The sequence below is a fragment of the Mycobacterium sp. UM_WGJ genome (assembly GCF_000455125.1).
Taxonomy (GTDB): domain Bacteria; phylum Actinomycetota; class Actinomycetes; order Mycobacteriales; family Mycobacteriaceae; genus Mycobacterium.
Genome location: NZ_AUWR01000001.1, coordinates 45,105 through 67,222, shown reverse-complemented (window position 1 = coordinate 67,222; position 22,118 = coordinate 45,105). Strand labels below are relative to the sequence as shown.

Annotated in this window: 20 protein-coding genes and 2 riboswitches; of the genes, 12 read left to right on the top strand and 8 right to left on the bottom strand. The window is 67.6% G+C overall.

The window, feature by feature from the left end; translation table 11 throughout:
• Positions 1-23: 23 nt before the first annotated feature.
• Genes N416_RS0100315 through glnX form a run of 3 tightly spaced genes read right to left on the bottom strand, consistent with a single transcriptional unit; the run spans position 24 to position 4,575 of the window.
• Positions 24-2,273, bottom strand: coding sequence for a serine/threonine-protein kinase PknG (locus tag N416_RS0100315; RefSeq protein ID WP_024440144.1), 2,250 nt, complete (start codon positions 2,271-2,273; stop codon positions 24-26).
• Complete coding sequence (locus N416_RS0100310; RefSeq protein WP_036456830.1) at positions 2,273-3,256, bottom strand: glutamate ABC transporter substrate-binding protein; 984 nt, start codon at positions 3,254-3,256, stop codon at positions 2,273-2,275. The genes N416_RS0100315 and N416_RS0100310 overlap by 1 nt, the downstream gene beginning before the upstream one ends.
• A complete protein-coding gene (gene glnX / locus N416_RS0100305; protein ID WP_024440142.1) occupies positions 3,256-4,575 on the bottom strand; it encodes a protein kinase G-activating protein GlnX in 1,320 nt (439 codons plus the stop codon). Before glnX ends, N416_RS0100310 begins: the two co-directional genes overlap by 1 nt.
• A 165-nt stretch (positions 4,576-4,740) precedes the next feature.
• Between glnX and N416_RS0100300 the strand changes: the two genes are divergently transcribed.
• Complete coding sequence (locus tag N416_RS0100300; RefSeq protein WP_024440141.1) at positions 4,741-5,214, top strand: NUDIX hydrolase; 474 nt, start codon at positions 4,741-4,743, stop codon at positions 5,212-5,214.
• A 13-nt stretch (positions 5,215-5,227) separates the two neighbouring features.
• Here N416_RS0100300 and thiE read toward each other — a convergent pair whose 3' ends face one another.
• Positions 5,228-5,929 carry a thiamine phosphate synthase gene (gene thiE, locus N416_RS0100295; protein WP_024440140.1) on the bottom strand — a complete coding sequence of 234 codons (702 nt, stop codon included), beginning with the start codon at positions 5,927-5,929 and terminating at the stop codon, positions 5,228-5,230.
• Between the two features lie 61 nt (positions 5,930-5,990).
• On the opposite strand from thiE, the gene thiO reads away from it, so the two are divergent.
• From thiO to N416_RS0100260, 7 genes are all read left to right on the top strand, one after another.
• Positions 5,991-7,007 carry a glycine oxidase ThiO gene (gene thiO, locus N416_RS0100290; RefSeq protein WP_024440139.1) on the top strand — a complete coding sequence of 339 codons (1,017 nt, stop codon included), beginning with the start codon at positions 5,991-5,993 and terminating at the stop codon, positions 7,005-7,007.
• Complete coding sequence (gene thiS, locus N416_RS0100285; protein ID WP_024440138.1) at positions 7,004-7,201, top strand: sulfur carrier protein ThiS; 198 nt, start codon at positions 7,004-7,006, stop codon at positions 7,199-7,201. Before thiO ends, thiS begins: the two co-directional genes overlap by 4 nt.
• 4 nt (positions 7,202-7,205) lie before the next feature.
• Positions 7,206-7,955: a thiazole synthase gene (locus N416_RS0100280; protein WP_369797550.1), complete on the top strand. Its 750-nt coding sequence runs from the start codon at positions 7,206-7,208 to the stop codon at positions 7,953-7,955.
• A gap of 79 nt (positions 7,956-8,034) precedes the next feature.
• Positions 8,035-8,793 (top strand): SGNH/GDSL hydrolase family protein, encoded by a 759-nt coding sequence (locus tag N416_RS0100275; RefSeq protein WP_024440136.1) that lies wholly within the window; start codon positions 8,035-8,037, stop codon positions 8,791-8,793.
• A 90-nt stretch (positions 8,794-8,883) separates the two neighbouring features.
• Positions 8,884-10,329, top strand: coding sequence for a M28 family metallopeptidase (locus N416_RS0100270; protein WP_369797552.1), 1,446 nt, complete (start codon positions 8,884-8,886; stop codon positions 10,327-10,329).
• Positions 10,326-11,783, top strand: coding sequence for a M28 family peptidase (locus tag N416_RS0100265; protein WP_024440134.1), 1,458 nt, complete (start codon positions 10,326-10,328; stop codon positions 11,781-11,783). Before N416_RS0100270 ends, N416_RS0100265 begins: the two co-directional genes overlap by 4 nt.
• Before the next feature lie 124 nt (positions 11,784-11,907).
• On the top strand, positions 11,908-13,200 hold the full coding sequence (locus N416_RS0100260; RefSeq protein ID WP_343252086.1) for a TetR/AcrR family transcriptional regulator: 1,293 nt from the start codon (positions 11,908-11,910) through the stop codon (positions 13,198-13,200).
• An 81-nt stretch (positions 13,201-13,281) separates the two neighbouring features.
• Here the strand turns inward: N416_RS0100260 and N416_RS0100255 are convergent, their stop codons facing one another.
• Complete coding sequence (locus tag N416_RS0100255; RefSeq protein ID WP_024440132.1) at positions 13,282-14,766, bottom strand: NAD(P)/FAD-dependent oxidoreductase; 1,485 nt, start codon at positions 14,764-14,766, stop codon at positions 13,282-13,284.
• Between the two features lie 107 nt (positions 14,767-14,873).
• Between N416_RS0100255 and N416_RS0100250 the strand changes: the two genes are divergently transcribed.
• Positions 14,874-15,053, top strand: coding sequence for a hypothetical protein (locus N416_RS0100250; RefSeq protein WP_024440131.1), 180 nt, complete (start codon positions 14,874-14,876; stop codon positions 15,051-15,053).
• Positions 15,054-15,143: 90 nt separating this feature from the next.
• Entirely contained in the window at positions 15,144-16,145 is a 1,002-nt protein-coding gene (locus tag N416_RS0100245; protein ID WP_024440130.1) for a beta-ketoacyl-ACP synthase III, read from the top strand.
• A gap of 9 nt (positions 16,146-16,154) precedes the next feature.
• On the opposite strand, the gene N416_RS0100240 is transcribed toward N416_RS0100245, so the two are convergent.
• The 3 genes from N416_RS0100240 to thiC form a co-directional block, all read right to left on the bottom strand.
• Positions 16,155-16,766: an alpha/beta family hydrolase gene (locus N416_RS0100240; RefSeq protein WP_024440129.1), complete on the bottom strand. Its 612-nt coding sequence runs from the start codon at positions 16,764-16,766 to the stop codon at positions 16,155-16,157.
• An 11-nt stretch (positions 16,767-16,777) separates the two neighbouring features.
• Positions 16,778-17,617 (bottom strand): bifunctional hydroxymethylpyrimidine kinase/phosphomethylpyrimidine kinase, encoded by an 840-nt coding sequence (gene thiD, locus N416_RS0100235; protein WP_024440128.1) that lies wholly within the window; start codon positions 17,615-17,617, stop codon positions 16,778-16,780.
• 56 nt (positions 17,618-17,673) lie between these two features.
• Positions 17,674-19,317, bottom strand: coding sequence for a phosphomethylpyrimidine synthase ThiC (gene thiC / locus N416_RS0100230; protein ID WP_024440127.1), 1,644 nt, complete (start codon positions 19,315-19,317; stop codon positions 17,674-17,676).
• Positions 19,312-19,416, bottom strand: a riboswitch (TPP riboswitch). It overlaps the preceding gene by 6 nt.
• Before the next feature lie 148 nt (positions 19,417-19,564).
• Here thiC and N416_RS0100225 point away from each other — a divergent pair.
• Complete coding sequence (locus N416_RS0100225) at positions 19,565-21,331, top strand: MFS transporter (protein WP_024440126.1); 1,767 nt, start codon at positions 19,565-19,567, stop codon at positions 21,329-21,331.
• Positions 21,332-21,519: 188 nt separating this feature from the next.
• A riboswitch (M-box (ykoK) riboswitch) is annotated at positions 21,520-21,688 on the top strand.
• A gap of 229 nt (positions 21,689-21,917) precedes the next feature.
• Positions 21,918-22,112, top strand: coding sequence for an Rv1535 family protein (locus tag N416_RS0100220; protein WP_024440125.1), 195 nt, complete (start codon positions 21,918-21,920; stop codon positions 22,110-22,112).
• The last annotated feature ends 6 nt before the right edge of the window (positions 22,113-22,118 follow it).

Here is a 22,118-nt window from a genome sequence, read left to right as displayed (position 1 = left end):
CCGGCTGGGGACGGTCATCGGATCTAGAACGTGCTCATCGGCCGCACCGCGTTGGCCGTGTCGACCAGGCGGTAGCGATGCTCCTGGGTGGGCGCGAGCCGGGCCAGGGCGCGCAGCGCCATCTCCACACCGAGCCGCAAACCGTGCTCGGTGAACGGGAATCCGAGGATGTGGTTCGTGCTGGCCTCGTGCTCGGTCAGCCAGTCCATCGCCGCGCCCAGCACCAGCGCCCGGATCTGCAACACTCGCGGTTCGGTGTCCGGCAGCGCCTCCACCCGGCGGGCAGCATCACGGATCTGTGCCTCAGTGATCTCGCTGGACGAACGCCCCGACAGCAGTGTCACCGCGCTGGTCAACCGCGCGGTGGTGAAATGCCTTGAGGTGGCTGGAACTTCGTCGAGGGTACGGACAGCCGCGGTCCGGTCGCCTTCCACCGAAAGAGCGCGGGCCAGACCGAAGGCGGCCGAGATCACGCTGTCGTCGGTGTGCCACACCGACTCGTAGAAACCGCGCTCGTCGTCGGTTCCGGCCAGCTCGGCGGTGGCGGCCAACGCCATCTTCGGCGCCAGCTCGCCGGGGAACATGTCGAGCACCTCGGTGAAGTCTTTGCGGGCCGCCTCGTAGTCGCCGGTGAGCAGTTCGGCCACCCCACGGAACCAGACCAGCCGCCAGAGCCAGCCCACCTGCTCCGCCAGGGCGTCGAGCTTGCTGGTCGCCTTGGTGACGTTGCCCAGGTCGAGCAGCGCCCGCACCTCCATCAGCGGCAGGCCGATGGACTCCGACAAATCGATGCCATCGGACTCCAGCGAGCTGTTTCGCACGGCGCGCAGCGAATCCAGTGTCTGCACCGGTTCGCTGAGCTCCATCGACGACAACAGTGGCGCGGCGACATCGCTCGGGTCGATCAGCGGCACCTGCAGGGCAGTCACGATCTCACGTGCCGTCAGGTTCTGGGAGTGCACATGCCCGTCCAGGTAGACGTCGGTGTGCGCGACCAGCAGATGCTCGCCGAAGGTGGACCGCGAACGGGTGAACACCGTCGACAGGCCGGGCCGCGGTGTCCCGGTGTCGCGGGCCACCACTTCGCGCAGTACGCCCATCAGCTGCGCGGACATCTCCTCGGCAGAGGAGAACCGCCTTCGCGGGTCGGGATCGATGGCCCGCCGCAGCAGCCGGCGGTAGGAGTCGTACTTCTTCAACACCGGGTCGTCGTCGGGCAGTCCCTCGACGTAGCGGCCGTCACGGGTGCGCAACTTCAGCGTCAGCGCGGCCAGGGTCCGACCCACGGTGTAGATGTCGGTGGCCACGGTAGGACCGGTGCGAACGATGTCGGGCGCCTGGAACCCGGGGGTGCCGTAGAGGTAGCCGAAGGAGTTGATGCGTGCCACCGCGCCGAGGTCGATCAGCTTCAGCTGCTCCTCGGTGAGCACGATGTTCTCCGGCTTGAGGTCGTTGTAGACCAGGCCCAGTGAATGCAGATAACCCAGGGCGGGAAGGATTTCCAGCATGTAGGCGATGGCTTGGGCTACCGGCAGCCGAGTGCCGCGGCGCTGTTTGAGCGATTGGCCGCCGACGTACTCCATCACGATGTAGCCGACCGGGTCGCCGTGGGAGTCCGGGTGCTGAACGAAGTTGAAGATCTTGACGATCGACGGATGGGTTACCTCGGCGAGGAACTGCCGCTCGGCCATCGCGATGGCCTGCGCCTCGGCGTCGCCGGAATGCACCAGGCCCTTGAGCACCACCGGACGCTCGTTGACGTTGTGGTCGACCGCCAGATACACCCAGCCCAGACCGCCGTGGGCCACGCAGCCCTTGATCTCGTATTGGCCGGCCACCATATCGCCGGGTTTGAGCTGCGGCAGAAAGGAATACGGGCTTCCACAGTGTGGGCACCAGCCTTCGGAGGCGCCCTTCGCATCCCCGGTGGACCGGCCCACCGGTCGGCCGCAATTCCAGCAGAAGCGCTTGGACTCGGCGACTTCCGGATCGTCCATCAGCGCGGCGAGCGGGTCGATCGGGGGAACCCGGGGGATCTCCACCAGGCCGCCGCCCAGCCGCCGCCGCGGAGCGACGGGGCGCACCACCGTCGTGTCATGGGATTCGACCGAAATCGCGGAGTTCGAGCCCTCCCGGGGGCGGAAGATCGCCTGGGTCGACATCGGCCGACGTACCGACGACGATTCCGCCAGCACGTCCGCGCGCTGAGTGGCCGGGCCGTCGTCTTCCAGTTCGGCCGCGGTCTGCCCTGCGTCGTCGTCGCGGTCAGCCATCAGTCCGAATACCTCGGTGTCGGTGGTACCGGCGCCGGCCCCAGCACCGTCAACCACTTGCGGTACAAGGTGTTCCACGTGCCGTCGCGGCGGATGCGCTCCAGTGTTCCGTTGACGAAGCGCACCAGCCCGGTGTTGTTCAGGTTGATCCCGATCCCGTACGGCTCCTCGTCCATGCTCGGTCCGACGATGTGCAGGTACGGGTCCTGAGACATCAGGCCGGCCAAGATCGAGTCGTCGGTGCTGACGGCGTCGACCTGACGCTGTTGCAGCGCCACCAGGCAGTCGGCCCAGTTCACCACCGAAACGATGATCGGGGCCGGAGTGATGTTGCGGATCCGCCGCAGCGAGGTGGTGCCCTGCGCCACACAGACCCGCTTGCCGGAGAGGTCCGCGGCCTGGCGGATCGCGGAGTCGCGCGGGACCAGCAGTCGCTGATTGGCCACCAGGTACACCGTGGAGAAGTTCACCAGCTCACGTCGGCCGCAAGTGATGCTCATGGTCTTGACCACGATATCGACTTCGGACTTCTGCAGGGCCGCGATCCGTTCGGCCGACGCCAGTATTCGGTATTCGACTTGCGAGGGCGTGCCGAAGATGTCGCGGGCCACCTCGCCGGCGATATCGACGTCGAAGCCGGTGATCTCACCGGTGATCGGGTCGCGGAAGCTGAACAGGTTGCTGCCGATGTCCAGCCCGACGATCAGCCGGCCCCGATGGCGGATCTTGGCGACCGCCGCATCAGCCTCGGCCTTGGTGTGGAACGGGCGCAGGCTGGCGGTGGCATCGCAGTCCTCGGTGCGCGGTTCCGGCGGCCGTGGCGCCTCCGGCGCCAACTCCTCCATACCGGCCGGGGTGGGCGGTGGCAGCGTCGGCATCGCGGTCGCGGTCACGAATTCCGAGCGGCCGCAGCCGGTCAGGCCGGACAGCACCAACACGGCGCTCAATGCGCACAGCAGCAACCGGGGCCGACGTTGGATCATCATCTGTACTCGTTCAGTCGAGGCCACAAGCCCAGCGCGACCGCGATCGCGGCACCCATGCTCAGTACCGCGCCGCCCACCGGGGCCACCGACAGTACCCGGCGGGCGTTGAGGACATCGCCGCGCAGCTGATTGCGACTGTGCTGCAGCGCCTTGTCCAGGGCCGCATCGAGCTGGTCGAACGCCGGCGTCGAGTCGTCGCCGCTGCCTCCCAGCGCGACCTGGGTGGCGGCCCGGTAGTTGCCGACGCTGATGTACGCGTTCATCCGATCATTGGCCTGCCGCCAGCGGGCCAGCAGCTGCCCGGCGTTGGCCAGGTCGGCCTTGTCCACCGCGTCGCCGCGCTCCAGATACTCCTGCAGCTGCTCCTGCATGGTGTCGATGCGCTGGTAGAAGGTCTGCTTGCGGGTCTCCTCGTCGCCGCGCCGGATCAGCGACAGGGTCTCGTCGGCACGGGCCTGCTGCGCGGTGATCGCCAGATTGGTGATCTCTTTGAGCGACTCGGCGCCGGTGTCCTTGGCGGTGCGGCTGCCCGCGGTGGAGATCACCAGCACCGTTCCGACCCAGATGACCATCAACAGAATCGCGAGGCCACCGGCGACCAGACCGGGGTTGATCCGGCGCCGGGTGTGTCGGGCCAGCCAGCGGTGCGCGAACGCGCCGAACAGCACGGTGGTCGCGACCACCAAAATCACCGGTGCCGGAACCCGCGTCGACGCCGTGGTCTGCACGTCCACGGTCGCCGAAGTCGCCTGGTAGAGGCGCTGGGCGTCGGGAAGGATGGTGTGCTGCATCAGCTCGGAGGCTTCCGACAGGTACGACGAGCCGACTGGATCACCCGAGCGGTTATTGGTCCGGGCCGTCTCGATCAGACCGGTGTAGACGGCCAGCTGCGCATTGATTCGGCCCAGCAGTTGCAGCAGTGGCTCGTCGTCCAGACCGCCGGAGGCCCTGGTCACTGCCACCGCGGCGGCGGTGATGGCCTGTTCGTAGCGTTCCCGCACCGCCCGCGGTTCGCCCTGGGCGATGAATGCGGTGGCTGCCGCGGCGTCGGCGACCGACAGGGTGGTGTAGAGCTGCCCGGCGGCATACGCCAACGGCTCGGTGTGGTCGAGCACCGTGGTCAGGGTGTTCTGCCGGTTGTTGATCGTGGTGGCGGTGGCGAAGGCGCTGAGGCCGCCGAGGGCGGCGAGGATGAGTCCGATGGCCAGAATGCGGCCGGGGGTGGTGGTGAAGAACCACCATCGGGGTCTGGCCGGTTCGGTCGGCGACCGTAACCCCGCTGGCTCGGTTGACGGGTGCGCCAACTCAACGGTCACGTCTGTTCAGGCTCCATCCCTGCGGCTGATCGCGGCACCAACGATAATAAAGGGATTCTAAGAGCGTGGGCGGTGTCTGCGCGGACTCTCGGGCCGGTTGTTGTCGAAAACGTCGCGTGATCTCGCCAGAACCGAGACCTTGCCCGCCCCGATACGCTTCCAAGCGTGCGTGGTGACGGCGATGGGTGGGCGATCTCCGATACCGGCGTCCGCTTCTGGGGCCGGCACGGTGCGGCGGGGCTGCTTCTGCGGGCTCCCCGGCCCAATGGTGCCCGCACCGTGCTGCTGCAACACCGCGCCTGGTGGAGCCATCAGGGCGGCACCTGGGCGCTGCCCGGCGGCGCTCGCGACAGCCACGAGACCGCTGAAGAGGCCGCGATCCGGGAGGCGCAGGAGGAGGCCGGCCTGCCCGCCGAGCGGATCATCGTGCGGGCGGCGGTGGTGACCGCGTCGGCCAGTGGCACCAGCTGGACCTACACCACCGTCGTCGCCGACGCCGACGAGTTGCTGCCGGTGGTGCCCAATGGAGAGAGCACCGAACTGCGGTGGGTCGACGAACATGACGTCGCCGGGCTGCCGTTGCATCCGGGTTTCGCCGCCAGCTGGGATTTGTTGCGCGGGCTGGAACTGCCCGGCTGAGACCGGCCGCCCGCTACGCCCCGGTCAGCCCGGCCCGCAGTGCCGCCGCCGCGGCCCGGGGGTCCTCGGCAGCGGTGATCGCGCGCACCACCACCACCCGGCTGGCGCCGGCCGCCACCACCTGCGGCAGCCGCTCGAGGTCGATACCGCCGATGGCGAACCACGGCTTGGCCTGGCCCGCGTCGGCGGCGAACCGCACCAGCTCCAGCCCCGGGGCCGATCGGCCCGGCTTGGTCGGCGTGGGCCAGCACGGCCCAGTGCAGAAGTAGTCGACCGGCTCGGACAGGGCCGTGCTGACCTGATCGCGGTCATGGCACGACCGGCCGATCAGCATCTGCGGCCCGATGACCTCGCGCGCCGCCGGCAGCGGCAGGTCGTCTTGGCCCAGATGCAGCATGTCGGCACCGGCGGCACGGGCGATGTCGGCGCGGTCATTGACCGCCAGCAGGGCCCCGTGCTGTCGCGCGGCGTCAGCCAGGATCTCCAGCGCCGCCAGTTCGCCGCGGGCCTCCAGCGGGCCGAACCGCTGCTCGCCCGCCGAACCCTTGTCGCGCAGTTGGATGATGTCGACGCCACCGGCCAGCGCGGCATCGGCGAACTCGGCCAGGTCACCGCGTTCCCGGCGGGCATCGGTGCACAGGTAGAGCCGGGCATCCGCGAGTCGGGCGCGACGGTCGGAGGGCGGGCTGGGGGGTCGGCCGGAGGGTTTGTGCACACCGCGACGCTAGCGGCTAGCTTGGTGTGTTGACACGCGAGCAGGTGGAAGGGAGCAGCACATGCCCGGACCCTCGCTCGGTTCGCTGGCCGTGATCGGCGGCGGTGTCATCGGGCTGTCGGTGGCTCGGCAGGCCGCCCGGGCCGGCTGGTCGGTGCGGGTGCACCGCACCACCGAATACGGCGCCTCCTGGGTGGCAGGTGGCATGCTGGCCCCGCACAGTGAGGGGTGGCCGGGCGAGGACCGGCAGCTGCGGCTGGGATTGCGCTCGCTGGAGCTGTGGCACGACTTCCTCGACGGGCTGCCGGCCCAGGTTGTCACCGCGCGCGAATCGCTGGTGGTGGCCGCCGACCGCGCCGACGTCGCAGACTTGCGCACTGTCGCCGACTGGCTGTCCGCGCAGGGCCACCCGGTGATCTGGGAATCCGCCGCCCGTGACATCGAACCGCTGCTGGCCGGCACCATTCGGCACGGTTTCCGGGCCCCCACCGAGTTGGCGGTGGACAACCGCGCGGTGGTCACCGCCCTGGTCGACTCGTGCGAGGACCTGGGCGTCAGTTGGGCCCCACCGGTGGGAGACCTCGCCGAAGTGGCCACCGACGATGCGGTGGTGATCGCCAACGGCATCGACGCCCCCGCGCTGTGGCCCGGCCTGGCGATCCGCCCGGTCAAGGGCGAGGTGTTGCGGCTGCGCTGGCGCAAAGGCTGCCTGCCGCCACCGCAGCGGGTGATCCGAGCGCGGGTGCACGGTCGCGCGGTCTATCTGGTGCCGCGTCCCGATGGTGTGGTGGTGGGGGCTACCCAGTACGAGCACGGCCGAGACACCGCGCCGGCGGTCTCCGGGGTGCGTGACCTGCTCGACGACGCCTGCGCGCTGGTTCCGGCGCTGGGGGAGTATGAGCTGGCCGAATGCGCCGCGGGCCTGCGGCCGATGACGCCGGACAACCTGCCGCTGGTGCATCGTCTCGACGACCGGACCTATGTCGCTGCCGGGCATGGCCGCAACGGGTTCCTGCTGGCACCATGGACCGCCGAACAGGTTGTGTCCGAACTACTTCCGGTTGGAGTACAGCAATGATCATCAATGTCAACCAGAAGCAGGTGGAAGTGGCTGAGGCGACTACCGTCGCGTCGCTGCTGGCTTCGATGGGTTATCCCGATCGCGGTATCGCGGTGGCGGTTGACCGGGCGGTGCTGCCGAAATCGCGCTGGGCCACCACGTTGTCCGATGGTGCCTGTCTCGACGTGGTGACGGCGGTGCAAGGTGGTTGACGACGTGAAATTGACCATCGCCGGGCGGGAGTTCAGCTCCCGGCTCATCATGGGAACCGGTGGGGCGCAAAGCCTGACGTCGCTGGAAGAGGCGTTGGTGGCTTCCGGCACCGAGCTGACCACGGTCGCGATGCGCCGCGTCGATGCCGAAGGCGGAACCGGCATGCTGGACCTGCTGAGCCGGCTCGGCATTACGCCGCTGCCCAACACCGCCGGCTGCCGCAGTGCCGCTGAAGCGGTGCTGACCGCCCAGTTGGCACGTGAGGCGCTCGGTACCGAATGGGTCAAGCTGGAGGTGATCGGCGACGAGCGCACCCTGCTGCCAGACGGCATCGAATTGGTGCGTGCCGCTGAACAATTGGTCGACGACGGGTTTGTGGTGCTGCCCTACACCAATGACGACCCGGTGCTGGCCCGCCGGCTCGAGGACGTCGGATGTGCGGCCGTGATGCCGCTGGGCTCGCCGATCGGCACCGGGCTGGGCATCGCCAACCCGCACAGCATCGAGATGATCGTCGCCGCCGCCGGGGTCCCGGTGGTGCTCGACGCCGGCATCGGCACCGCCAGCGATGCCGCGCTGGCAATGGAGCTGGGCTGCGATGCGGTGCTGCTGGCCACCGCGGTGACCCGGGCGGCCGACCCGCCGGCGATGGCCGCGGCCATGGCGGCCGCAGTCACCGCCGGGTATCTGGCGCGACGTGCCGGACGAATTCCGAAGCGGTTCTGGGCGCAGGCGTCGAGTCCCGCCCTGTGATGCCCGCCGAGGGTGAACGCCGCGATGCGTCGGCGCCATGTCGCTTCGCCGGATTCCCGCTCGGCGGAGAGCAACGTCGATGAATCGCTATGTCGCCTTAGGGAGTTCGATGGCGGCCGGACCCGGAATCCGGCCTCGTGCCGCCGGCGCGCCGCGGGCGTCGGGCCGCTCAGCACGCAACTACCCGCACCTGGTCGCCCGCAGGCTGAACCTCGATCTGGTTGACGTCACGTTCTCCGGCGCCACGACTGCCCATCTGCTCAAGGAGCGCCAACACGGTGCGCCACCCCAGATCGACGCGCTGGACGGTTCGGAGTCCCTGGTGACCGTCACCATCGGCGGCAACGATGTCGGCTACGTGCCGCTGTTGATGGCCGCGACGCTGCCCGGGATCTTCCAGCGGCTGCCCGCCGTGGCCGCGCTGTTGGACCCTGGGCAGCGCAAGCAGGCGCTGGGCGAGGTCGAAGCGGCGCTGCGGGCCGTCGGCGCGGCCGTGCGGAGCCGCGCACCGCAGGCTCGGGTGTTCTTCGTCGACTACCTGACTCTGCTGCCACCGGCCGGGGTCAGCGCCGGGCGGTTGCCCGAGGACGTCGTGACGCTGGCCCGCCACGTCGCCCACGGTTTGGAGCGCCACACCGCCGCGGCGGCCGCCGCCACCGGCTGTGAGCTCATCCGCGCCGGCGATGCCAGCCGGGAGCACCATCCCTGGTCGGCGCGAGCCTGGACGGTGGGAGCGGGCCTGCCGCTGCCGTGGCGGCCATGGCCCTTTCACCCCAACGCCGCCGGTATGGCCGCGGTCGCCGAGCTGCTCGTCGTGCGTTGCGGCGGCCGGGCCTGACTTCGCATCAGCTTCCTACCCACTAACGTGGGGTCGGTGGACTACAAGTCGAAGTTGATCCCTGCCCTCGGCGCCGTGTTGGTCGGTGCGCTGTTCAGCGCCGGCTGCAGCCGCACGCCGGAAAACACCGAGCAGGGAGCAGATCCCGCCGCGGCCGCTGAGTTCGCCAGTAGCCTGCGCGACAAGGTCACGGTCGACGCCATGATGGCGCACCTGCAGAAGCTGCAGGACATCGCCGACGCCAACAACGGCACCCGTGCCATCGGCACCCCGGGCTACGACGCCAGCGTCGAGTACGTGGCCAGCACCTTGCGTGATCACGGCTTCGACGTCCAGACCCCGGAGTTCACCGCGCGAGTGTTCAAATCCGAGCCCGGCTCGGTGCACCTCGGCGACAAAACAGTCGAAGCCCGCGCGCTGATGTACAGCCTCGGGACACCGCCCGAGGGGGTCACCGGTCCGCTGGTCGCGGCACCGGCTGACGACAGCCCCGGCTGCAGCGCCGAAGACTACGAGGGGCTGACGGTCAAAGGCGCCGTCGTACTGGTAGACCGCGGCACCTGCCCGTTCAAGGAGAAGATGGCCGTCGCCGTCGAGCTGGGCGCGGTGGCGATGGTGGTGGCCGACAGCGTCGACGAACCGAAGATGGGCGGCACCCTCGGTGAGCAGACCGAGGTCAAGGTTCCGGTGGTGAGCGTGACCAAGGCTGACGGCGCGATGCTGCGCGACGGACGCGGGGCGATGACGGTCAAGCTCGAAGCGCACACCGACGACATCCCGTCCCGCAATGTGATTGCGCAGACCAAGAGCGGGTCAACGGAGAACGTGGTCATGCTCGGAGCCCACCTGGACAGCGTTCCGGAGGGCCCCGGCATCAACGACAACGGCTCCGGCGTCGCCGCGGTGCTGGAAACCGCTTTGCAGTTGGGAGATTCGCCCGAGGTGCGCAATGCAGTGCGGTTCGGTTTCTGGGGCGCCGAAGAGCTCGGCCTGATCGGCTCGCGGAAGTACGTCGAGTCGCTGGACGAGGAGCAACTCAAGAACATCGCGCTGTATCTGAACTTCGACATGCTGGGTTCGCCGAATCCCGGCTATTTCACCTACGACGGCGACCAGTCGCTGCCGGCGGACAAGCGCGGCCAGCCGGTGGTGCCGGAAGGTTCGGCCGGCATCGAGCGGACCATGGTCGCCTACCTCAAGTCGGCCGGCAAGGAGCCGCGCGACACCTCGTTCGACGGCCGCTCCGACTACGACGGATTCACCCAGGCCGGTATCCCCTCCGGCGGGTTGTTCTCCGGTGCGGAGGTGAAGAAGTCGCCCGAGGAGGCCAAGCTGTGGGGCGGCGCCGCCGATGAGCCCTTCGACCCGAACTATCACCAAAAGGGCGACACCATCGAGAACATCGACCGCGACGAACTGGCCATCAACGGCGGCGGAGTGCCCTATTCCGTCGGGCTGTACGCCCAGGATCTCAGCGGCCGCAACGGGGTCCCGGTGCGCGACGATCGCACCCGCCACATCCTCACCCAGCCATGATCCGTCCGGCGGGAGCCCTGCTGGTCGCTGTCGGCGTACTGGCGGGCTGCTCGCCGGAGCCCGTGCAGCCGCCGCTGTCGAATCGGCTGGCGGGCCAGGTCACCGTCGCGGGGATGCTGACGCATCTGCAACGACTGCAGGAGATCGCCGACACACACCAACGGAATCGGGCTGACGGCACGCCGGGGTACGACGCCAGTGCCGATTATGTGGCCAATGCCCTGCGCGACAAGGGTTTCGAGGTGGTGACGCCCGAACTCATCCGGTTGGACACCATCTCGGCCGGTAAACCCACGCTGACCGTCGCCGGGGTTGGTTACCCGGTCGATCAGGCCTCGCTGCTGGTGCGCACACCGGCCGGCGGGATCAGTGGTCCGGTGGTCCGCCCGACGCGGTCGTCGGGTTGCGCGGCGGCCGACTACCCGCCGAAGGTGCCCCGTGGGGGGATCGCGGTGGTCAGCGACGCCGGGTGCTCGGTGGTGGTCAAGCAGAACGTGGCCGCCCAGCGTGGCGCCGCCGCGCTGGTCGTGGTGAGCCTGCCGAGCCGCACCGGAGCGCCGGCCGGACTGTTCCCTCCGGAGTACTACGACCAACTCACCATGCCGGTAGCGGTGGCCGGACGCGACGGCGACCACGCGTTGCGTCGCGCGACCGGAACGGTGCGGCTGGTCCTGGACGGCCACACCGAGAAGGTCACGTCTCGGAATGTTTTGGCGCAGACGAAAAGCGGTTCGCCGCATGACGTCGTGATGGTGGGCGCGCACCTCGACAGTGCACTCGGCAGCCCGGGGATCAACGACAACGGCTCGGGGGTGGCGGCGGTGTTGGAGACCGCACTGCAGCTCGGTCCGGAGCCGGCGGTGACCAACGCGGTCCGGTTCGCTTTCTGGGGTGCCGAGGAGCAACAACTCGGCGGTTCCAGCGACTACGTCTTCGGGCTAGACCGCGAGCAGCTCAACGACATCGCCCTGTACCTGAACTTCGACATGCTCGCCTCTCCCAACCCCGGCTTCTTCACCTATGACGGAGATCAGTCCGCGCTGCCGAGCCGCGACATCACCCCCGCTGACGTGCCGGTCGGATCAGGCGGTATCGAGCGCACCCTGGCCGGTTACCTCAACCTGGTGGGCGTGCGGCCCGCCGATATGCCGCTCAGCAGCGACACCGACTACAGCCCGTTCGTGGTGGCAGGGGTGCCTATCGGGGGCATCACTAGCGGTGCTTCCCAGCTCAAGACCACCGCTCAGGCCCGACTGTGGGGCGGCAAGCCCGGCGCGGCGTTCGACCCCAACTACCGCGGCCCCGGTGACACGGTCGAGAAAATCAATCAGCGCGCTTTGGCGCTAACCGGTGCGGCGGTGGCGTTCGCAGTGGCAAACTATGCGCAGTCCATCGGCGGTCCCAATGGAGTCCCAGCGCGCGACAAGCGACACCGGGCTCCGCTGGGGCCATAGTTCCGCATTAGGCGGACATCCGTACAAGTACGGGCGGGCTCTATATTGAATCCGCAACGGCCCGTTTACCCAGCTGTGTTAGTAATGCTGTGCACGTGACAGAGCTGGCCTGAGTTGATCGGGGGTGGTGACCTCGCTTGGTGCCACGAACGACCCTGTTGGACGCACTGTTGGTGCCCGCATAAAGCGGCGCCCCAAGGACCGCAAGGCGCAGATAACACGCGCTGCCGCGGAAACCTTCAGTGCACAGGGCTACCACGCGACCAGCATGGAGGCGATCGCTTCCAAGGTCGGGATTTCCGCGCCGGCGCTGTACCGGCACTATCCCAGCAAGTACGAGATGTTCTCGGTTGTCGTCGGCTCGCTCGGCCAGCAGTTGGTGGACTGCACAGCGTTCGTCGACGAGTTCTCCGACGCCGACATGCAGGACAACGCGCCGGCTGTGCTGGACCAGGCTGTCGACGGGCTCATCACGTCCTCGATCCTCAACCGCGAAGGCAGCGGGCTGTTCCGGTGGCAGGCTCGCTATCTGCAGTCTGAGGACCAGGCCAAGCTCATGATGCAGATGCACACCGTGGGTGCACGCCTGAAACGGCCGATCAGTGTCATGCGCCCGGAACTGAACTCGCTGGAGCAGTGGACTCTGACGGTGGCATTGGTCAGTGTCGCCGGCAGCATTAACGGACACCGGCTGCAGCTGCCGGATGACGAGATCAAGCCGTTGCTCATCGCGGCGTCACGATCAGTGGTCGCTGCGCAGCTGCCCGGAGCCGACGACATCGGCGTCAATCGACCCTCGGTGTGGCGGATCTTCACCCCGGACGCCGGGCCTTACGAGGCACTGTTGAACGCGGCGGTCCTGTTGTTCGGCAAGCAGGGGTATGCCGAGACCGGCGTCACCGAGATCGCGGATGCCGTCGGCGTCCCAGCCTCCGGCGTCTACCGCTACTTCTCCAGCAAGAGCGACATCCTGACGACCGGGCTGCAGCGTGCCGTGGACCGGATAGCCGGGGAGATGGCGGCTATCGCCGGTGTCTTCGCCGAGCCGGAAGAGGCGCTGCGCCGGTTGATCGAGGCGTACGTGGCTACGGTGTTCGCCAATCCCGAGTTGGCGTCGGTCTATGACACCGAGCGGGTGAACCTGGCGCCGGCGGAGCGTGAGCTGCTGCGCGATTCCGAACGCGCGTTCATCGAAACCTGGGCCCGTCCGCTGATGGCGATCAGGCCGGATCTGGACGTGATGCACGCGAAGTTCTTGGTGCACGCCTTGGCGGCGCTGGTCGACGACCTGGGGCGGGTTGCCCGAGGCGGCGAGATTCCCGGCCAGGGGTTCCTGGCCGGAGGCCCGGGCTACGCCCAGGCCTGCATACGCCGGCTGATGGAGTCCATCGTCTTCGCCGGCGTGGACGAGAACTGAGGAGGCTTGCTGAACCGCTGGGTTGTCAGGCGGTTCCAGCTTCGCCTCTCCTGCGTCGAGGCTCGCTGAACCGCTGGGTTATCAGGCGATTTCGTAGTCGTCCAGCGGGAAATGCGAGCCGTCGCGAACCGCATTGCGCACCGTGGTGGGCCGCAGCAGCGTCGCTTCGCCGCTGGGGTCGTAGTAGTAAGACCGCGACGTAGCGCAGTCCCCGGCGTAGAACACCGTGTGGTCCAGCCGTTTGGTCATGGCGCCCAGGAACCGGGTGTTAGCGGCCTCGGTGACCTCGAACGTCGTCGCGTTGCGCCGCCGCATCTCGCCGAACAGCCGGCCCATGTGCCGCATCTGGTATTCCATGGTGTTGAAGAACGACAGGCCGGAGAACCCGTACGGGCTGGCCAGGCTCAGGAAATTCGGGAAATGCGGGATCGACAGGCCCTGGTAGGCCTGGAACCGGGTCTCCCGCCACCACTTACCCAGGTTGCGCCCGTCCCGCCCGACGATCTCGATCGCCGGGAAGTTGGCCTCCCACAGGTCATACCCGGTAGCCAGCACCAGGGTGTCGATGACGGTCTTACGGCCGTCGACGGTGACGATGCCATCCGGTTCGATCCGCTCGATGCCGGTGGTCTCCAGGTGCACATGCGGCTTGGTGAAGCTGCGGTAGTAGTCATTCGACCAGCTGGGCCGCTTACATCCGATGTCGTAGGTCGGGGTCAGCTTGGCCCGCAGTTCCTTGTCGCGGATCTGGGCGAACCGGAGCATTTTGCATGCGTCCATCCCGGCGATCGACAGCCGCCGGAATGCGGGGTAATTCAATATCGCGGTCACCGTCATGAACTCCAGCAGGTAGTCGCTGATGAAGCGCATCACCCGCTGGGTGAACGGAACCCGGGCGAACAGTTTCCGCAGCAAGGCCGGGATCCGGAAGTCGATCTTGGGCGCCACCCAGATCGCGGTGCGCTGAAACACGGTCAGGTCGGCGACGGTCTTGGCCAACTCCGGAATCAGCTGCACCGCGGTTGCGCCGGTGCCGATCTGCCCGACCCGACGACCGGTGAAGTCGTAGTCGTGGTCCCAGGCGGCGGTGTGCACCACCTTGCCGGCGAAGCTGTCGATCCCGGCGATGTCCGGGTTGCGCGGCTGGGACAGGAAACCGGTCGCGGTAATCAGGAATCGGGCGCTCAGCGTCGTCCCATCTGCCAGGGCCACCAGCCAGCGCTCGGCGTCCTCATCCCAGTGGGCACCGGCGACCGTGGTGTTGAACCGCATGTGGCGGCGCACGTCGTACTTGTCGGCGACGTGCTCGGCGTAGCGTTTGATCTCCTCGCCGGGTGCGAACATCCGCGACCAGTACGGATTCGGCTCGAACCAGTACGCGTAAGTGGTCGACGGGATGTCGACGGCCAGACCGGGGTAGTGATTGACGTGCCACGTTCCGCCTAGATCGTCCTCCCGCTCGAGCAGCACGATGTCGTCGTAGCCGAGCTTCTTCAGCTCGATGGCTGCGCCCATGCCACCGAAGCCCGCACCCACGATGACGACGTCGAACTGCTCCATACTCATGAAAATTAAGGTACCTGACCCACCGGTAACCAGCGAAGCTCCCGCACGGCCCTGAGGATGGGAGACAATGAGAGGTCAAGACCGTTCACGACCTCGGGAGGACCGTCATGACCAGCCGTGATGTCGAAGCCAACGACGCGGACCTGGCCGAGCAGGCGGTCCCGGTCGGGGAAACCGACAACGAGACCCCGGGCCCCGAAATCTCCACTATCGACAACGCCAACATCGCTGATGTCCTCGAGCAGCACCAGGGAGTGCCCGCAGACGAGGATGGCTACGACCGCTGAGTGGCGGCCCGAGGCGGCGTGGGGGCGCCGGGACACCGCTAGGGTTAGACGCTTCGGCCAGCCGTTGACCAACCAGGGAGAGACGTCTACTTGAGCGAGATCCGCCATTCCGGCACAACTCGTCCCGTGGGGCTGCTCGGCGTCGGCGCCGCGCGCCCGGCGCGCGTGGTCACCAACGACGAGATCTGCCGGCGTATCGACTCCTCGGACGAATGGATCTATTCGCGCACCGGGATCAAGACCCGCCGATTCGCCGACGCTACCGACACCGTGGCGGGTCTGGCCGTCGAGGCTGGTCGCAACGCGTTGGAGCAGGCCGGGATCGACGGGGCCGACGTCGATGCGGTCATCGTGGCGACCAGTACCAACTTCCGTCAGACGCCGTCGTGTGCGCCCACCGTCGCGGTGGGGCTCGGGGCGGCGGGGGTGCCGGCGTTCGATGTGGCCACCGGGTGCGCGGGATTCGGTTATGCCCTATCGGTGGCGGCCGATCTGCTCCGTGGCAGAACAGTCAACACCGCGTTGGTGATCGGTTCAGAGGTGCTCTCCCCGACGATCGACATGACCGACCGCTCGAACTGCTTCATCTTCGGAGACGGGGCCGGTGCCGTGGTGGTCGGTGAGACGCCCACGCACGGCATAGGCTCGACGGTCTGGGGCAGTGACGGTTCGAACAGTGACGCGATCCGCCAAGACATCGACTGGATCAGCTACACCGAACATCCGGACGGCCAGCGTCCCTTCCTGCGCATGGACGGTAGTGCGGTATTCCGTTGGGCGGCTTACGAAATGAGCGGCATAGGGAAACGCGCCATCGCGGCGGCCGGGTTGGACGCCCATGACATCGACGTGTTCATTCCGCACCAGGCCAACAGCCGGATCAACGCGCTGATCGCCAAGAGCCTTGAGCTGCGCTCCGACGTCGTCATCGCCAATGACATCGAGAACAGCGGAAACACCTCCGCGGCGTCTATCCCGCTGGCGATGGAGCAGTTGTTGTCGGCGGGGGCGGCCAAGTCCGGTCAGCTGGCCCTGCTGCTGGGCTACGGGTCAGGTCTGAGTTACGCGGCCAGCGTCGTCGCCCTGCCCTGATCCACGGTTTCAGTCCAGCAGGCGCAGCGCGGCATCGACTGCCAGCACCGGTACATCCAACGTCTTGGACGCCAGATCGTGGCGGGCCCCGGTGATCTCGACGACCTCATGCGGCGCAGGAATCAGCGCGGCCGCGGCGCGAATCTCGGCACCGGTGCCGAAGCTGTCCGAACTGCCGTGCGTGAACACCGTCGGCACGCCGATCTGGGGCAGGTGCTCGGTGCGGGTGCGCTCGGGTTTCCCCGGCGGGTGCAGCGGATAGGAAAACAAGGTCAGCAGGTCGACCGCAACGTCGCCGGCTGCCACCACCATCGAGGTCTGCCGGCCGCCGTAGGAGTGCCCGCCGACGATCAGCGGACCGTCGGCCAGGCCGCGGGCGTACTCGATCGCCTCGGTGATGCCTTCCCGGTCGCCGGTGCCCGACCCTGATGGAGGGCCCTTGGGGCGACGCCGCCGGAACGGGAGGTTGTAGCGGATCGCGAGGAAACCGCGACGTGCCCATTCGTCGCAAAGTCGTTGCAGCATCGGGGAATCGCGGTCGCCGCCGGCGCCGTGCGTGAGCAACACCACGCCGGCGGGGGTGTCATCTGGTCGGTGCGCTAGCCCGTCCAAATCCGCTATTTCGTGCGGGCTCACGAGGTACCCAGGCCCAACCGGAACAACGGCGAGACCGGTCCGTGCCCCTGGCCCAGCGGGTAAGCGGCACGCAGGCACTCGGTCACCCAACGCTTGGCGAAGGCCACCGCGTCCGGAACGCTGAACCCGTGCGCGAGCGCGGCCGCCGAGGCCGCGGCGAGGGTGTCGCCGGCGCCGTGGTCGTCGCCGGTGGCCACCCGCGGACCGGGGAACTCCAGAAAATCCTTGCCGTCATAGAGCAGGTCCGGACTGTGCTCCGCCGAGGGCAGGTGTCCGCCCTTGACCAGTGCCCACCGCGGACCCAGCGCATGCAGCGCACGCGCGGCCGCACGCTGGGACGCGGCGTCGACAACGTCGATACCGACCAGCAGTCGCACCTCGTGCAGGTTCGGGGTCACCAGCGTTGCGAGCGGAAACAAGCTGTCGCGCAGGGCATCCAGTGCCGACGACGCCAGCAGTGCATCACCGTGCATGGACGCCGACACCGGATCGACCACCAAGGGGACCGTGAGGCCGAGTTCTTGCCATGTCGCAGCCACCGCGGTGATGATCTGCGCCGACGCCAGCATCCCCGTCTTGGCGGCCTGAATCCCGATGTCGGGCACCACCGCCGTAATCTGGGCAGCGACGGTGTCGGCGGGAACCTCGTGAAAGCTCTTGACTCCCACGGTGTTCTGCACCGTCACAGCAGTAACCGCGACGCAGGCGTGCACCCCCAGCAGCGCGCACGTGCGCATGTCGGCCTGAATGCCCGCGCCGCCCCCGGAGTCCGAACCGGCAACGGTGAGTACCCGTACCGGCGTCGCCCCCGGCGGGGCCAGTGGCAGGAAACCCACTGTGCTGGATGACTGGCGACCCGCTTCGCCCGGCTCCGCCGCGCTTGCGATCACCACTAGGTGGAGATGGGCAGGTACACCCGGTTGCCGTGGTCGGCGAACTCGGCTGACTTCTCGGCCATGCCCTGCTGGATGGCGGCGTCGATGTCGTCCTCGGTCTGCAGGCCGTGCTCGTTGGCGTAGTCGCGCACGTCGTGGCTGATCCGCATCGAGCAGAACTTCGGGCCGCACATCGAGCAGAAGTGCGCGGACTTCGCCGGCTCGGCAGGCAGCGTCTCGTCGTGGTACTCGCGCGCGGTATCCGGGTCCAGGGACAACGCGAACTGGTCATACCAACGGAACTCGAAGCGTGCCTTCGACAATGCGTTGTCGCGATCCTGTGCTCCGGGGTGCCCCTTGGCCAGGTCGGCGGCGTGTGCGGCGATCTTGTAGGCGATCACCCCGTCCTTGACGTCCTTGCGGTCCGGCAGCCCCAGGTGCTCTTTGGGGGTGACGTAGCACAGCATCGCGGTGCCGGCCTGGGCGATGATCGCTGCGCCGATCGCCGAGGTGATGTGGTCGTAGGCCGGTGCGATGTCGGTGGCCAGCGGTCCTAGCGTGTAGAACGGCGCCTCGTCGCACCATTCCTCTTCCAGTCGCACGTTCTCGACGATCTTGTGCATCGGGACGTGGCCCGGTCCCTCGATCATCACCTGCGCGCCACGGGATTTGGCGATCTTGGTCAGCTCGCCCAGGGTGCGCAGCTCGGCGAACTGGGCTTCGTCGTTGGCGTCGGCAATGGAGCCGGGCCGCAGCCCGTCGCCGAGGGAGAAGGTGACGTCGTAGCTGGCCAGAATGTCGGCCAGTTCTTCAAAGTTGGTGTACAGGAACGACTCCTGGTGCCGTGACAGGCACCATGCCGCCATGATCGAACCGCCGCGCGACACGATGCCGGTGACCCGCTTGGCCGTCAACGGCACATACCGCAACAGCACTCCGGCGTGCACGGTCATGTAATCCACGCCCTGCTCGCACTGCTCGATCACGGTGTCGCGGTAAAGCTCCCAGGTCAGTTTGGTCGGGTCGCCGTTGACCTTCTCTAGCGCCTGGTAGATCGGTACGGTACCGATCGGCACCGGCGAGTTGCGCAGAATCCACTCCCGCGTCTCGTGAATGTCCTTGCCGGTGGACAGATCCATGACGTTGTCGGCGCCCCAGCGCGTGGCCCACACCAGCTTGTCCACCTCTTCGGCGATCGAACTGGTCACCGCGGAGTTGCCGATGTTGGCGTTGATCTTCACCTTGAACGCTTTGCCGATGATCATCGGCTCCAGCTCGGGGTGGTTGTGGTTGGCCGGGATCACCGCTCGTCCGCGGGCGACCTCGTCGCGGACCAGCTCCGCGGGAACTCCCTCGCGGGCGGCGATGAAGGCCATCTCGGCGGTGATCTCACCGGCCTGGGCGCGCTGCAGCTGGGTGCCGCGATCGGTCACCACCCCGGGCCGCGGTGGCAATCCGCGGTGCAGGTCGATGTCGGCATTGGCGTCGGTGTAGGGACCGGAGGTGTCATAGACGTCGAAGTGCTCACCGGTGGTGAGGTTGATGCGCCGGAACGGCACCTTCATCGTCACGCCGCCGGGAGCTTCGAACTCGCGGTAGGCCTTCTCGCTGTAGGGGATGGGCCCGGTGGTGACCTGCGGCTCCACTGCAACGTCAGTCATAGTTCTTCCTCTCCCTTGCCGGCATGACCCGGTCAGGTTCGTACGGTCGACGGCCCCGGCCGTCCTCTCAGCGCACTGGTTGCGCTCCCGCGGTTTTTGCGATTTCTGCACTGGCGATTCGTGCACTGCCACGCTATCGCAGCTCAGCAGCCGGCGTAAGGCGCTGAGGGTTCCGGACCAGAATTAGGCAACCGATCATTTGCTTAGCTAACATATGCGCTTTGGGGTGGAAGTAGCTGGGAGAGTTATGACGGCGCAGATTGAGCAGGTGAACACCGGTGTCCCGGACCCGGGCGCCGCGGAGGGACCTGCCACCGCCCGCCGCCAGCTGCGCTACGACCGTGGCCACCCGCGCTACAAATGGGTCGCGCTGTCCAACACCACACTGGGTGTTCTGCTCGCCACCATCAACGGCTCGATCGTGTTGATCTCGATGCCGGCGATCTTTCGGGGTATCGGCCTCAATCCGCTGGAGCCGGCGAACGTCAGTTACCTGCTGTGGATGTTGATGGGCTATCTGCTGGTGTCGGCTGTGCTGGTGGTGTTCTTCGGCCGGCTCGGCGACATGTTCGGCCGGGTGCGCATCTACAACTTGGGCTTCGTGGTGTTCACCGTCGCGGCGATCGCGCTGTCGATCGACCCGTTCGACATGGGCCGCGGTGCCCAGTGGCTGATCGCGTGGCGGGTGGTGCAGGGCGTCGGCGGGGCGATGCTGATGGCGTCGTCCTCAGCGATCCTCACCGACGCGTTCCCGGCCAATCAGCGTGGCATGGCGCTGGGTGTCAACCAGGTGGCCGCAGTCGCCGGGTCCTTTGTTGGCCTGTTGATCGGCGGCGTGCTGTCGGAATGGGACTGGCGGGCGGTGTTCTGGGTCGGGGTCCCGATCGGAGTGCTGGGCACCATCTGGTCGGTACGTTCACTGCACGAACTCGGGGAGCGGGCGCCGGCGAAGCTGGACTGGGCGGGCACCGCGACGCTTGGGTTGGGCCTGACCGTGGTGCTGACCGCCATCACCTACAGCATTCAGCCGCATGGGTCTTCGCCCACCAGCTGGGCCAACCCGGTTGTGCTGGGTGCGCTCGGGCTCGGAGTGGCGCTGTTGGTGCTGTTCTGTTTCATCGAGCTACGGGTTGCCGCTCCGCTGCTGGACGTTCGGCTCTTCGCGATTCCGGCGTTCGGTATGGCCAACGCGGCAGGCTTGCTGTCGGCGATCGGGCGCGGCGGCATGCAGTTCATGCTGATCATCTGGCTGCAGGGCATCTGGCTACCGCTGCACGGCTATAGCTACGAATCGACGCCGTTGTGGGCCGGTATCTATCTGCTGCCCATGACGGCCGGGTTCCTGTTGGCCGGTCCGGTGGCCGGATCGTTGTCGGACCGCCGCGGTGCCCGTCCGTTCACGGTCGGCGGCATGGTGCTGATGGCGGCGACGTTCGTGGGTCTGGTGTTGCTGCCGGTGAACTTCGACTACCGGGTGTTCGCGGCGCTGGTCTTCCTCAACGGACTGGGTGGCGGAATCTTCACCGCGCCCAACAGTGCCGTGGTCATGTCCAGTGTCCCGGCCGACCAGCGAGGGGCGGCCTCCGGTGTGCGGGCCACGTTCTTCAACGCCGGCACCTCGTTGTCGATCGGAATCTTCTTCTCGCTGATGGTGATCGGGCTGGCCGAGACGTTGCCGGCGGCGCTGGCTGCTGGGTTGCGGCAGGAGGGCGTCTCGGCCGGTGTCGCCGATCAGATAGCCAACACCCCGCCGGTGGGCAGCCTCTTCGCGGCGTTTCTGGGCTACAACCCGATTGCCGAACTCTTGGCGCCGTCGGGCGCGCTGGCCGCACCCGGCGTTGATGCCGAGACGTTGACCGGCCACAGCTTCTTCCCGCAGCTGATCTCCGGGCCGTTCCATACGGGTCTCGCAGTGGTCTTTGCCGCCGCGGCGGTCATGATGCTGCTCGGTGCGCTCGCGTCGTGGCGGACGCCGGGGCGCTATGCCGTCGAGCCGCTGAATCTGAAGGACTAAGCCCCCAAACCGTCGCGAAACGTCGGTCGCGGAACTGGGCCGTTAGGGTCTCGTTCTGGTACCAAAGTGACGGGTGTGACACCTTGGGCGCACGGGGTTGGACGCCATCGCTGCACGTCAGAGGCCATCGACACGCCCGAATGGGGTGGAGTTGACCGCACCCCGTCGGTGGTGCACTATGGACCGTGCAAGCACCTCGTTAGGTGAGGCGTCTGCACGGACATAGGCCACTGACCCCGAACGTCGAAAGACGCCCCGGGTCAGGACAGCTCCTCCCGGCTTAAGGGTTGAGCCCAAGTGGCTTCCCGGATTGGGACACGCCGTGCAGTGTCAAAACTCTGACGAGAGGGGTGCGGTCTTCCGACAGTCGTCGGAGCTGCCCTCCTGAGCATGCGGTGAAACCGGCGCACCACGGCGCGCCCGCGACCGAGAGGAGGTGAGGGACGAATGAGTTCCGGTGATAGTCCGAGCCGATATCTGACATCAGTTCCGTCCCCATCCGAACGGTCGCATACCGCCTCCCGCTGAGCCACGACTCCGGCCTTCAGCTGAGCGCGTAGCACCGTTACGCGACTAGGAGGCCATCATGGTTGCAATCGCCTACACCGACATCACGGCTCCGGCCCCGCGCGCCACCAGCGCGCCGAAGAAGCTGGACCGCCGTCCTGCCGCGCCTACCTCAGACCCGGTGGTCGACATGACCACTCGGCTGCTCAGTGGCCCGCTGCACCAGATGTACGCACTCCTGTGGCGCGTCGGAGTGCTGACCGTCAACAACTGAGGTCAA